This is a genomic window from Photobacterium gaetbulicola, from assembly GCF_003025515.1.
GTDB classification, from domain to species: Bacteria; Pseudomonadota; Gammaproteobacteria; order Enterobacterales; family Vibrionaceae; genus Photobacterium; species Photobacterium gaetbulicola.
Genome location: NZ_PYME01000028.1, coordinates 59,970 through 73,114, shown reverse-complemented (window position 1 = coordinate 73,114; position 13,145 = coordinate 59,970). Strand labels below are relative to the sequence as shown.

The window sequence follows — 13,145 nt, the reverse complement described above, 5'->3', positions numbered from 1 at the left end:
CGCTTGTAATCTGTGCTGTAAAAGAATCGGCGCATACTATCAAAACAAGAAAGTGACGCATGGAATTAACACATTTAGCATCACAACTTATCATTTTGTTACCATTGGAGAATGGTAAGAATTTACATTCACAATAAGAAAAGTAAGTCAAATATAATAAAACTGTGTTACTGAGTATTTTAACTAAAAGATAATGGGGCAACTCTAACGTAAATAGCCAAAAAACAAGGTAATGCCAAAGAACATCAAAACTATTCCAGCCGCTTTTTCCACAACATGAATATAACTACTGAGGCGCTCCTGTACACGAGGCAGGCCTATTACTGATGCAATAAATAAATCCCAGAGCAGGACAGCGAGAAACATCCATACCCCAGATGATACCTGTTGAGTTAATGTGACATCATTACCGAGAATAACGGTCATCAGGCTCATATAGAACAAGGCATTCTTGGGATTGAGCAGTGCAGAGTTCAAACCCAACATCAGTTGCTTTATAGCAGATGGTATTTTCTGATGATCGGCATGTAATTGTGCATCACGTCTTGTACTCCTCAGTAAGGCTATTCCCAGCCACAAGAGATAAAGTGCTCCCAGTATCTCTACTGACGAAAAAACCACTTTGTTATCTCTTATACTTGTCCAACCGAAGATGGCCACGCCGATATAGATTGCATTGCCTAATGCGACTCCAAGACAAATAAAACGGCTGCCTTTTAATTTGTGTCGAATGGAGTGAGCAACAATCAAGAAAAAGTCTTGTCCTGGACTCAACAGTGCAACAAAATGTGCTAAAGCCAAGGCAGGAAAGGCTACGGGGAAAAGTGTTGAGAGCGACATATTAGGATCTCCATAGTAAACGCATCTGCCGACTATGAATTTTCCCCTTTAAGAAATATTGTCGAAAATTGACTTTATCTTTTGGTACTGCCTTGGTGTAGAGGCAGTGTAGTTAACGAAAGCCCGATGTAGCTGACTTTGATCTGAGAAACCAACTTCAATCGCAACATCAACAATCGGCATCCCCCCTCGCAATAAAATCTTAGCTTTCTCAACGCGGTGGTTATTTAGAAATGACTTTGGTGTGATACCAAAGTGGCTTTTGAACTGCCGAATTACTGTTTCTTTAGTATGTCCTAGTTCGAGAGCAAGAGTTTCAAGCGGTGGCGAACAGGCAATATCTCGTAAAAGGAGATTTTTAACCCTAACAGCCAATTTATCCCCTTCCACCAGTTCCTTTCTCGGAGAGCAACATAGACTTAATATGTCGAACAGAGCATATTCTACTTTTGAAATAAGCTCGGACGATTCTTCCACCAACAATGCCGAAATAATTTCCCCTAGGCCGGTAGTACTTAATGTGTCTTGCAATGAGCTTTGGTCAATTGTGAACATTGTGACCTCATGGCCGAAGAGCATTGATAGCACCTCACAACACCAATCGTTATCTATATACAGCATGTGATAACTGCGGGGCTTACCATCAACGGGATTGCAAGAGTGAACCATGTTCGGCTCAATAAGGACGATATCACCTTTGTTGAGGGCAATATGTTTCTCTGGCAAAGACAAGCATGTTACCCCTGATTCCATTATTCCAATGGACAACTCGGAGTGATAGTGACTTTTATAACTTTGTGTACTGTCACGTGTCGAACGAATCGTTAAGTATGGCGTGTGCTTACTCGTCCAATAACTCTGACGAATGTGCCGTGCGGTACGTGTCATTGCAATAAACTCCATGTCGTAAGCTCTGAGCCTAAAAAGGCTTCCAGATTACCAAAAGTAAGTCAAACTTTAGTTCTTAGGAGCAGGCTTTTATTCGAGCGAGATACGCATAGCGGCAAAAGTGCACCGAAATATGGCCGACATTGCAAAATGGTTTACACCAAGGATCAGCTTAGATTAGGGGCCTTAGGTATAGAGCCACCCAATCGGCACGTTGTATTTTGCCCAGCAGGCTATATTTTTGAAAAAGCCGCCAATATATGCGGGAACCGCTCCCGTGACACTGGCTATCGCTCAAACAAGCATAAAGAGAGAAAAGTATGACGCTCAGAGATTCATTTCTTGCCTCACTCGCGATGATTGTTCTGCCCGCTGTTGCCCATGCGGATACACCAGAGCCGTCAAACAGTATTGCATATCCTGTCGGATGGCAGGAGTGGGCAACAATAGCGGTTTCCCATCGTACCGATAACAATACAGTCCGAGCAATCCTCGGCAATCCTATTGCGGTCGCCGCAGCGCGAGAGGGAAAGACCAATCCCTGGCCGGACGGGGCGATATTAGGAAAAGTGGTTTGGAAAAGTACGACGCTGGAGCACTGGCCAGCGGCTACGGCTCCGGGGGAGTTTGTCCATGCCGAATTTATGTTCAGAGACTCGAAGAAATATGCGGAGACATACGGTTGGGGTTGGGGGCGTTGGCTTGGTCAGTCACAAACTCCCTTTAATGAAGGGCCGCAAGCCTGTATCGCCTGTCATACCCCGGTCAAAGATCGCAACTGGGTATTTACAGAACCGGCATTCTTCCCGGAGATCAAATAACCAAGGCATGGGCGTCTCTGAGTTAGCTGGCACGCGTTGGGGGAAAACGTGCCAGCCGTGGTGGATTCATAAATTATGGGCACTGAAAACCTAGGCTTATCAAACGATTAAACCGTCTTTTTCGCTGGTTGGGCTATCTCCTCCCCTGCTTGGTCTTGCTGCTCTTCGTAACCGGTGATCATGGTTTTCATGTGGCTCAACGGCGTAGCGCCTGTGGTGGTCATGTACACATGCACGATAAAAAAGATCAGGATAAGAAAAGCCGACAGCAGGTGCAGGGCCGACAGCGTTGGCAGAGAGAGCACCTGCAGGCCGAATGGATAGGCCAGCAACATTAAGCCGGTTAGCCAAATTACAGGGGCCAACAGCAGTTTGAACCCCAGGTAGGAAAATCGCTGTAAGGGGTTGTGCTTGCGATCCGGTGTCGCTTTATAGGGGTGAGGCTTGCCAAAGAAGATATCCTTACTGTAGTAACGGATCACCGCCACTAGCTGCTCGGTGGTCGGAATATATTGCTTCCACTCCCCCGTGGTGAAATGCCAGAAAATGGCAAACACCCAAAGAATGATCAAGGCCACGGCCCCAACCTCATGCCACTGCAAGGCCTGTTCGAACCCAAGCCAGCTAAAAGTGCCGTGGATTTCGAAACCCGTGATCAGCATAGCGAGCATCAACAAGCTTTGTGACCAATGCCAGAAGCGCTCAAAACGTTTATAAATCATCTGACGCATAACTCACTCCTTGTCTTGTCTGTTGGGAACGATCACTCGCAAAATAGCGTGAATACACACGGCTCCGAGCGTCAACGCCACCAGCCACCAGAGGTAATGGCTGCCCTTGAACGGATCGGACTGACCGGGAAGATAGAAGCCCGCCAGTTTGAACAGCCGGCCATCCTGGCTATGGCATGCCTGGCACTCCAGCGCTTTTTCAGCAGGGGCAACCATATGGGTAATCGGGAAGTGGTATTCAGTATTGATAAACTCAAGCTTGCCACTGAACACTTCTCCACTGGCCTTCATACCTGCTTGTGCTGATGCGTCCCAGTCATAGCTCTTCCAGTATGCGGCTTTGTCTTTACCAAAGAGATATGGCGTAACCATAATTTGGTTTTCGCTATCGTAGGGTTGTTTACCTCTCATTACCTTGAACGGCCAGATCCGCGAATCGTCATCGCCACAGCGCCCCTGCGGGGTGGTTAATGCAATAATGCCTTGCTCATTGGCCGTGATTTTTTCACCGACAACGGTATAGTCCATCTCGCCGTTGAAGCATACATACTCGGGCACCACATTCATTTCCCACACAAAGTCGCCTTTTTTCGGGGTGTAGGTCACGTTGCCCCATTGGTCCTTGGTGACAGGTCGGCTTTTGTCACCCGCGCTGGACCAGTCCCAAACCGTTTTGGTGGCTTTCTCACGGGCAAACTCGGGGATATGGCAGGTTTGACAAGCGATGTTATCGACATGCTGGTTGAGGCGAATGGCATTGCGAGAGCCTTTATGCGGCTCCATGCCATGACAAGACTCGCAGCTTGCCCGGCTGAAATCGCTGTGGCCGGGAATATCGATACCGGAGGTATCTTTCGCCTGCATGGCGTAGCGCGAGCCCATGGTTTGGTGATTGCTGGTGGTATGGCAGTCCTGGCATTTCAGGTTAGCGCCCTGTTCGGATAAGTGAACATCCAGCTCTGGTGAGGCGCTAAAAAGGGTTGAGTCCATATCGCCATGTTTGACCGAGTCACCGCCCCCGCCGAAAAAGTGGCAAGCGCCGCAGTTTTCGATTTCCGGGGTAGCGACACTTTGGGCGGCCATCGCTAAGTCAACCGCAGGCAACATCTTGCCTGAGCCTTTGGGCCACTCCTTCGCTACGTAGTTAGGATGACCGGCATCGGTGGGAAATTTGCGATACTGCCCAGACTGCTCATGACAGACAAGACAGTCGATGCTCTCCTGCTTGGTGAAGTCAAAGCTATCATCCTTCCAGCCATAGCCGGCATGGCAACTGGTGCACCTCGGTTCGTTGGAGGCTGTCGATATACAGAAGTTATTGATCACTTCTGTCTTACCATAAACAGTGCCGGTACTCTCCTGACCATGTTGCCACGTCCAGTGTGTAGATTGCTGTAACTGTTCGCCGGCTTCAGTATGGCAATCGAGGCAGGCTTTGGTGACTTGCTCAGCACGTTCGAAGGGCCCGTAAAGTTGTTCGAACGCGCTGTGGTCGGCAGTCGAGGCAGCTACCCAGAGAGGCAGAAGCAAAATAGCCGAGCCAATAACAGCCCGACACCGTATCGAGAATGGTTTCCTAGCCATTTTAGCGCCTCCTTACATTAGCGGTTACTTAATTAAGTGATCGCTAATGCGAGAATGCCAAATGAATCCCAAGCTGATTTGTTCTATGTCAAAAAAAACGGTCGAAAAACATACAGCTTATGGGTTGGATCACATTCTTTGTTTGGCCACTGCCACTGCGTGACTTAATCTATTGGGCTACGTCATGCTCCCAACTGATTACGCCGTCATAGCTCTGACAATCCATTGCCGAATCAGACGCATCGGTAATATAGACCTGCTGCTTCTCAGAAACTGGATAGCTCAAATATTCCGAACACCTGGCGCTCTGGCCATTACCAACCACAACCTTTGTTCCGGGCTTCAACGTGCATTCTGCCAGCTTGTCGAGCGGCGACCATTGATAGCAAATTTCATAGTCTTTCCTATATTCCGATACCTGACCAGAAGGACGGGTAAATGACCACCATTGACCAAACTGGCTATGGGGGTTGGTACTATTCCAGGCCCGATAAATCGTCACTTCCTGAGTACTTTGATAAACCGCTCCCTGACATAACTTACCCGCAAGTGCTTCACCGAGAGCCTGGGATAGCAATGCCGGATCTTGTACCAGTTCGAATTTGTCACTCAGATCAGCACCGATCACGGTACTCCCGACACACAATTGCGCTGCCTCTTGGGTCGTTGTTACCGGATCGCTGGCACAGCCCTGAACAATAACAAACAGCGCAACATTCAAAATCCTTTTCATACTTAAAGCCTATTTGTCTTAAGTCTGTTTTAGTTGATAAAACCTAGCGACACCGGTTCACTTAACCGGCTTATTCATCGGTTTCTGCCCTTTGAAGTCATGCCGTGTTTCCGTTTTGAAAAGCTTACCTTCCTTGTGCATTTGCGGCGCACTCGCCTCGTCAAAAAGGAAAACCGCTTGGTCAACACGACGGTGAAGCACCACCTCAAGATATACCGTCTCATTTGGCTTTAAGAACGCATCTATATCAGCAGTTTCAACACGGTACTCGACAGCGTGATAATAAGTGAAACCTTGGTTTGGCCTGGCAATAACCCTAAAGCCCGTAAGCTGGCTCTTGCTTATCACGTCGTAGTCTATGTAGTAGACCAGATGGTTGGGGCTGGCCGCATTTTTCTGGCGGTCGACGAAAAAGCCTTTGGACAGTTTGTTCGGATCGCGGTCTTGGCCGCCCAACAAAACCAGATCGTAATCAGTCACAGGCTCACCTTGGTCATCATTAACGATAAAAACCAAATTCATATACCGATGACTGCGCTGTTGTGTTTGTTGAGTCAGTGTCGCTAGCGCCTGCTGGCATATCTGATAGTCGGCCTCAGAATCCACTTGCAGACACTTCAGGATTTCAGCGAGTTGTGGTTTTGTCGACGTTGCGCTTACGACACTGCGCATGATCCCCTTTTGCTTACCCGAGTGGCTGGCATTTGGGATCACCCCCAGCGGGACGGTTTCTGGACGCATCACCCCCTCAACCAGTTTCAGTAAACTAACATTGAGTTCATCTGACATATGGGCGACCGTATCTGCAGCTCCGGATTCAACAAACCTCACCATACTGAAGTTCATATTGGCCCCAGCAACCCTTACCACCCCGTCGGAGCCTGACTCAGCCAGATAACTATTCACAAAGTCGTAGAACTTCTTATCAATGGACTGCCCTGTCAAAACAAAAGGGTAAAAGCCACTCTCTACAGGCTTGTAGTGAAGATAGGCGCGGGACAAATCGATTTGCTGCTGGCTACCCAAAGATAACCAGTCGAGTATCAACTGCCCCGGCTCGATACCATCAAACCAGGCTTTTATTCTACCCACTCTCTGCTTGCCGAGTGCTGCCAATGGTGAGCCATGGTTAGCCGGTGCCAACATGATCAGATGGCGCAGCGGGCTCTGGTCCAGATTGTCACTGCCATAGTAGCGATCGAGCCATTCGCGCACGACAGGCCCGCCTGTCGAATGAGTAATACAGGAAAACGCAGCAATGTCGTCACCAGCCGGGATCAAGTCATGTAGGGCCTGATCGAATGCACGTATGATATCGGTCATATTCACCGTATCATCAAAACTGATGTACCGTCCCAGCCAAACATGTTTTATATCAACATCAAGCCCATAGTTGCTCGCTTGCTTCGCAATAGCTTCTGGTAAGAGGCCATAGGTATTGGTATCCGTAACGCTCCATCCATGCACAAATATAACAATCATGTGTTTGTCCCTCTGAGTATGTTATCGAGACCCTTCTAATGCGAGATGTCAATGAGGCGGCGAGGACAATACTTACCTCGCGCCTGACTTATAAAGTAGACACCGATTGCTTAAAAACTAGACCACAGCAAGGCGCATAGACTTGAGGACAATCACAAAACAGCCAATTTCGATAAGCAAGTCCGATGGCGAACTAGGTCACTTTATAACGGCGACGATAAGGGGTGTAGTTTGAAAAAATCGATAAGCGCCCTGACTTTGCGCGGCATTAACGTTTTGTGTTGATAGACCGCATAAAGCGACACTGTAACACCATGCAACTCGGGTAGTATTCTGATGATTTGCCCTGATTTCAGCTCATTTTCAATCACAAAGCTTGGCATCACCGCGAACCCTTCCCCGGTCAGCACAAAATCCCTGAGCATCGAAGTAGTGCGTACCGACAGCGCGGGTTCTTTATTGAGCACGGTCGTCTGCCCTTGGCCGTTGCGCAAGACCAAATGCTTGCGGCCATGGACAATGGCATGGCTTAACCACTTCATGCCGGCAAGATCGCCAATGCCTGTCACGGGCGCAAAGCGCTCGAGGTAGCGCTTCGACGCGCACAGCATGTCGGTAAACTCGCCTATCTTGACCGCATACAAGCTAGAGTCCGCCAAGGCAGAAGAGGCCCGGATAGCGATATCGCAGCGCTCTTCCGTGAGATCCTGATAGCCATCGCTTTCAATAATATCCAAGCTGATCTTCGGGTATTGCTGCAAAAACTCGCTCAGTAACCGAACCAGCTCATGACTGCCGACTGGAGTCGAAATCCGTATCAAACCGCTTGGCTCGGAGTTGTCGAGCTGGACCTCGGCATTGGCCAAATAGGCTATCTCCTGTATTTCTCTGCATTTTTGATAATACAGCGTGCCCGCTTCGGTCAGCGACAGGGACCGGGTTGTCCGATGGAGCAACCGTGTATTCAGGTTTGACTCCAGTCTGGACACCACCTGAGAGACCCGCGCCTTGCCAAGGCCGAGAATGTCTGCGGCTTTGGTAAATGATTGCTGCTCGACAACCGCCGCAAACACCATCATATCGTCTAGCGAGATATTCATTACGCCCCACTGTTTAATATAGATAAACAGTAAGTTTACCTTTGCCCTGATTATCAATCAAAGAGTAAACGATATAGTGACAACCAACGGCAATACACGCCCAAGAAGATACTATCAGGAGAAACACCATGTCAGACCGCAAACTACTTATCACAGGCGCATCAGGCAAACTCGGCAAACAAGTGATTGAATACCTTTTGAATGATTTCAATATTCCGGCTAGCCAGCTAATTGCGACATCGCGCGAGGTAGCCAGCCTCGCCGGACTGGCAGAAATGGGGGTCGATGTGCGCAAGGCTGACTTCGCAGATCCAGCATCGTTGGAAGCCGCCTTTACCGGCGCAGACAACATGCTACTGATCAGCATTGATGCAATCGGCCAACGTAGCGAACTTCACCGCAATGCCGTGGTTGCGGCAGAACGTGTCGGCATCAAGCACCTGAGCTACACCTCAATGCCAGCGGCTGACACCTCCCCGGTCGTCTTCGCCTTTGAGCATGAAGCAACAGAAAAAGCGATTGCTGATAGCCAAATCAGCAACTGGACGATACTGCGCAACAACTGGTATTTCGAAAACCTGGCCGAGTTCTTCGCCAGTACCTTGCAAACCCAAGCCTGGCTGACGGCAGCCAAAGAAGGCAAGTCCGCACAACTCAGCCGCCTTGATCTTGCCTACGCCGCTGCCGCTTCGGTTGTGAAGGCACTGGAGGGCAAACAAACGTTCACCCTCAACGGCCCTGAGTCTCTGACCACCGACGAAATGGCGGCAAAGATCAATCAAGCTCTGGGGCTCGATATTCAGGTGATCCACCAGTCTGATGAAGAGCTGGAAGCACAGCTGGCATCGTTTGGCTTGCCAGAAGGTATTGTCGCCATGGTCACAACAATGGACCAGCATGCCCGCGGCGCATTTTCCGATGGTACCAGCCAAGAGTTCGAGATGCTGACAGGCCGCCAGCCACAGAGCTTTTCTCATTGGCTCGAAGCCAACAGGAACATGCTGAGCCAGATTGCGAAGAACGCATAATTCATTGAGTATTCGCCCAGCCCACCGAGACAGAATCAGTGGGCTTTGCCGTTAAGCAGGGACATCGAGACCTAATGTGCACATACCCACACTTTTCATACATTTAACAGCAATAATGCTGATTTTGGCTACACTTTATCCATCATAACAACAAAAGGGGTAGCCCATGGAAAACCCAACCAAACCACCCTATTCCGATCCCAAACAGGCTGCCCATTCATTACTCAAGCTGGTTACCGAGCTGGCAGAGGAAGTCAATCCCGGCAATGTCGATAGCGGTACCATCACCCTTGATAGCCTGCTCGACCAAGATCTCGGCCTCGACAGCCTCGCCCGTGCTGAGCTGATCCAACGCACCGAGCAGCAATTTACCATCACGCTACCGACACAGACACTGGCCGAAATCGAAACACCGCGCGACTTACTCAATGCCATCTTCAATGCCGAGCAACACCCAGCGGCCATCAAGGCCTCGGCGGATAAAATTGAGTTGCCTTCTGCCTCTATCTATCCCGATCACGTTGAAACATTGCAAGAATTGTTGCACTGGCACGTCGAGCAGCATGGCGATCGCCCCCACCTGTATGTGTATCAAGATGCCGACAATGTCGAGTCCATCAGTTACCGGACCCTCTACCAGCAAGCAATAGTCATCGCCGACCGGTTGCAAAGTCTCGGCATCGGTCCCGGAGATACGGTGGCCATCATGCTGCCTACCTGCAATGCCTATTTCTATTGTTTCTACGGCATTTTATTATCGCGGGCTATCCCGGTGCCGATTTACCCACCAGCAAGACCATCGCAAATTGAAGACCACTTGGTCAGACACAGCAAGATACTGCAAAATGCCGAGACCAAATTGCTGATCACCGTTGAACAAGCCAAAGGACTATCGACCCTGCTCAAACTTCATGTGCCGGCATTGGAGCATATTGTCACGACAGAAGAGATCGAATCCCTCAGCGTAGAGCCCTGCTCTTCCGAGCACCAGCCGATAGGCCATGCCCAGCCCGACGAGATAGCCTTCCTACAATATACATCTGGCAGTACCGGCGTGCCCAAAGGGGTAAAACTTACCCATGCCAACTTGCTTGCCAATGTCCGGGCCATGGGCAAAGCCGTCGGCGCCACTTCCGACGATGTCTTTGTCAGTTGGTTACCGGTCTACCACGATATGGGCCTAATAGGGGCCTGGTTTGGTAGTCTTTATCATGCGATCCCACTGGTGATTATGTCGCCGCTTAACTTCCTGACCCAGCCCAAACGCTGGCTGTGGGCGCTTCACCACCACCGGGGCACCTTAACCGCCGCCCCCAACTTTGCCTATGAGTTATGTGTCAACAAAATCACCGATGCCGATCTAGAAGGGCTCGATCTCTCTTCGGTAAGGCATTGCTGGAACGGTGCCGAGCCCATCAGTCCGACAACAATCGATGCTTTCAGCAGCCGCTTTCAACAATATGGTTTCGCCCCGGAAGCCATGAACCCCGTGTATGGGCTGGCAGAATCCTCTGTCGGATTGACCTTCCCCCTAAGTACCCGCAAACCCCGGGTGGAATGGGTCGACCGGCAAACCATGATGAACTCCGGAAAAGCCGTCAATATCGAAACAGATCCCATTGAGCCTGGGCAACAAGACAATATCAACGCGCGGCTCGAACACAGCATTCCCCTGATCGGGCTGGGCCACCCCTTACCCGGCCACCAGATCCGCATCGTCGATAGCCAGGGAAGGGAATTGCCCGAGCGCCAGGAAGGCGAATTGGAATTTAAAGGCCCCTCATCAACATCGGGCTATTATCACTCCCCAGACAAAACCACCGAGCTCTACCACGGCGACTGGCTGAGAACCGGTGATCGCGGCCTGACCATGGAAGGCGAACTGTTCCTCACCGGGCGGGTCAAGGACATCATCATCAAGGCGGGCCGTAACATCTATCCACAGGAGCTTGAATCGGCCGTTAGCCAGCTGAACGGCATTCGCAAAGGCTGCGTCGCCGTCTTTGCCAGCGCTAACCCGCAAACAGGCACTGAACAGTTGGTTGTGCTGGCCGAAACCAAACTTGAGGATGAGCAGGAAAAGCATAAATTACGCGATGAGATACAGAGTCTGTCTTTCAACCTGCTCGGGATCCCCACCGATGTCGTTGCACTCTGCCCCCCGCATACCGTACCCAAAACATCCAGCGGGAAAATCCGCCGTTCGGCATGCAAAACGCTGTTTGAGGAAAGCAAACTCGATGCTCCCCAGCGCGCCGTATGGTGGCAAGCGACCCGCTTATTCTTGTCCAGCGCCAAGCCGGCATTGATACGATTCAGGCGCCTGGCAACAGACTGGGGGTTCGCCTGCTATATGTGGCTAGTCATGGCCCTGTTGGCCCCCCCCGTTTGGATTCTGGTTGCTATTTTGCCTTCAACCTCAGCCTGTTGGTCGGTTGCCCGCTGGGGCTCACGGGCGTTGATCAAGCTTACCGGCACCAAGCTCACCATCTACGGCCTTGAGCATCTCCCCGACGATGACAGGCCGTATCTGGTTATCGCCAACCATGCCAGTTACTTAGATGGCCTAGTACTACTGGCTGCAACCGGCAAAGAACACCAGTTTGTCGCCAAGTCCGAGCTCAAAGACAACTTTTTTGCCCATACTTTCCTCGGCAAATTAGGTACCCATTTTGTTGAACGTTTCGATACCCAACAAAGCATTTCCGATAGCCAGCAGCTAACCAGCTTTGCCGATAGCCCAAGGCCGCTGACGCTTTTTCCCGAGGGCACCTTATATCGCATGGCCGGCCTGCATGATTTCCATCTAGGCGCATTTCAAATCGCTATCGATAAGCAGTTGCCAGTCCAACCCATCACCCTCAAAGGCACCCGATCCATTTTACGGGATCGCTCGCTCTTTCCCCGCAAAGGGAATATTGAGGTGATTATCAGCCCACAGATCCACCCTGAAGGGAATGATTGGCAAGCCACGTTGGCGCTGCGCAATTCGGCCAGGAAAGTCATATTGGAAAACAGTGGGGAGCCTGATTTGGCCAGAGAGACAACGAAATAACCCGAAAGGAGAAAGAGCAGCGGCCATTTTTGGTCGCTCACTGAATGCCACGCCCAGACAGTGCCACAGCCTCAATGCCACCGCGGCAGGTAATGGCGACAGCATATTACACTACCAATTGACAATAAATTCAAACAATTCATACACTTGAAAATAGGGTAACAGATAAAAAGCCCGATAGTGACAGATAGGCGCAAGTTAATTTACGAAACAAGCAAATAGTTCGCAAAATTATTCACTGTTTTTGCCTATTCATGATACCGATCAACAAATCACCAACAATTAAGCCGACAAGCTGGTCACACCAGCACAACGGTGTTATTACAGTGCATGTCTTTTATTTCCACCATGTTGGCACAAATTTTGTGCCACAACTCAAGGGGAAATATAAGTACATAACAGCAAAGCTGACATGAAGTCAGCGGAAGATATAAGGAGTGTTATTGATGTTGTGCCCAGATTGTAAACAACCAATGGTTAAGACAAAGGACAACCAGAATCATTGTGTTGATATTAATTGCCCGCCAACCCGAACCCATTGCCCTGAATGCGACTCAGAAAACACCCAGATCATCAACAAAAGCATCAGCGATGCCGAAGTCTGTTGTAATGACTGCCAGGCAACTTGGGTGATCTCGCGTAGTTAGTCTCTATCTAGTAGAGATGGCAGTGCAAGGCAGATATTTCCATGCTCACTGACGGTGAGCTCAAGATGAAGGTGGCAGCGAACTCCTTCTATGCCGCCCGCTCTGCTTTACCCGGCAAGCTATAAACTCGCCTTTCACTTTGCCACCAAACGGGATTTCCAAGTGCCAGCCAAGCTTGAAGGCACTGGAAATCCCGCGTAAACACATTAACGGACAAAGTCATACCCATAAACACC

Annotated in this window: 10 protein-coding genes; 3 read left to right on the top strand and 7 right to left on the bottom strand. The window is 49.9% G+C overall.

From position 1 onward, the window contains the following. Positions 1-204: 204 nt before the first annotated feature. Positions 205-840 (bottom strand): LysE family translocator, encoded by a 636-nt coding sequence (locus C9J03_RS20980; protein ID WP_044621583.1) that lies wholly within the window; start codon positions 838-840, stop codon positions 205-207. A gap of 48 nt (positions 841-888) precedes the next feature. Then, a complete protein-coding gene (locus C9J03_RS20975; protein ID WP_044621584.1) occupies positions 889-1,728 on the bottom strand; it encodes an AraC family transcriptional regulator in 840 nt (279 codons plus the stop codon). A gap of 320 nt (positions 1,729-2,048) precedes the next feature. Here C9J03_RS20975 and C9J03_RS20970 point away from each other — a divergent pair, with 320 nt between their 5' ends. Continuing rightward, positions 2,049-2,549 carry a cytochrome P460 family protein gene (locus tag C9J03_RS20970; protein WP_044621585.1) on the top strand — a complete coding sequence of 167 codons (501 nt, stop codon included), beginning with the start codon at positions 2,049-2,051 and terminating at the stop codon, positions 2,547-2,549. 107 nt (positions 2,550-2,656) lie between these two features. Here the strand turns inward: C9J03_RS20970 and C9J03_RS20965 are convergent, their stop codons facing one another. The 5 genes from C9J03_RS20965 to C9J03_RS20945 form a co-directional block, all read right to left on the bottom strand. After that, entirely contained in the window at positions 2,657-3,280 is a 624-nt protein-coding gene (locus C9J03_RS20965) for a cytochrome b/b6 domain-containing protein (protein ID WP_044621586.1), read from the bottom strand. Between the two features lie 3 nt (positions 3,281-3,283). Then, positions 3,284-4,864 carry a tetrathionate reductase family octaheme c-type cytochrome gene (locus C9J03_RS20960; protein ID WP_044621587.1) on the bottom strand — a complete coding sequence of 527 codons (1,581 nt, stop codon included), beginning with the start codon at positions 4,862-4,864 and terminating at the stop codon, positions 3,284-3,286. Between the two features lie 169 nt (positions 4,865-5,033). Further along, positions 5,034-5,597, bottom strand: coding sequence for a hypothetical protein (locus C9J03_RS20955; RefSeq protein ID WP_044621588.1), 564 nt, complete (start codon positions 5,595-5,597; stop codon positions 5,034-5,036). Between the two features lie 57 nt (positions 5,598-5,654). Further along, entirely contained in the window at positions 5,655-7,079 is a 1,425-nt protein-coding gene (locus C9J03_RS20950) for an esterase/lipase family protein (protein WP_082060515.1), read from the bottom strand. Positions 7,080-7,282: 203 nt separating this feature from the next. Beyond that, positions 7,283-8,179: a LysR family transcriptional regulator gene (locus tag C9J03_RS20945; protein WP_044621589.1), complete on the bottom strand. Its 897-nt coding sequence runs from the start codon at positions 8,177-8,179 to the stop codon at positions 7,283-7,285. A 128-nt stretch (positions 8,180-8,307) separates the two neighbouring features. On the opposite strand from C9J03_RS20945, the gene C9J03_RS20940 reads away from it, so the two are divergent. Continuing rightward, entirely contained in the window at positions 8,308-9,207 is a 900-nt protein-coding gene (locus C9J03_RS20940; RefSeq protein WP_044621590.1) for an SDR family oxidoreductase, read from the top strand. Positions 9,208-9,373: 166 nt separating this feature from the next. After that, entirely contained in the window at positions 9,374-12,262 is a 2,889-nt protein-coding gene (locus tag C9J03_RS20935; RefSeq protein ID WP_044621591.1) for an AMP-binding protein, read from the top strand. Positions 12,263-13,145 lie beyond the last annotated feature (883 nt).

Bases quoted from the DNA above. Each gene is read 5' to 3' on its own strand.
- C9J03_RS20935 (WP_044621591.1), top strand. From the start codon at position 9,374: ATGGAAAACCCAACCAAACCACCCTATTCCGATCCCAAACAGGCTGCC.
- C9J03_RS20940 (WP_044621590.1), top strand. From the start codon at position 8,308: ATGTCAGACCGCAAACTACTTATCACAGGCGCATCAGGCAAACTCGGC.
- C9J03_RS20945 (WP_044621589.1), bottom strand. From the start codon at position 8,179: ATGAATATCTCGCTAGACGATATGATGGTGTTTGCGGCGGTTGTCGAG.
- C9J03_RS20960 (WP_044621587.1), bottom strand. From the start codon at position 4,864: ATGGCTAGGAAACCATTCTCGATACGGTGTCGGGCTGTTATTGGCTCG.
- C9J03_RS20965 (WP_044621586.1), bottom strand. From the start codon at position 3,280: ATGCGTCAGATGATTTATAAACGTTTTGAGCGCTTCTGGCATTGGTCA.
- C9J03_RS20975 (WP_044621584.1), bottom strand. From the start codon at position 1,728: ATGACACGTACCGCACGGCACATTCGTCAGAGTTATTGGACGAGTAAG.
- C9J03_RS20950 (WP_082060515.1), bottom strand. From the start codon at position 7,079: ATGATTGTTATATTTGTGCATGGATGGAGCGTTACGGATACCAATACC.
- C9J03_RS20970 (WP_044621585.1), top strand. From the start codon at position 2,049: ATGACGCTCAGAGATTCATTTCTTGCCTCACTCGCGATGATTGTTCTG.
- C9J03_RS20980 (WP_044621583.1), bottom strand. From the start codon at position 840: ATGTCGCTCTCAACACTTTTCCCCGTAGCCTTTCCTGCCTTGGCTTTA.
- C9J03_RS20955 (WP_044621588.1), bottom strand. From the start codon at position 5,597: ATGAAAAGGATTTTGAATGTTGCGCTGTTTGTTATTGTTCAGGGCTGT.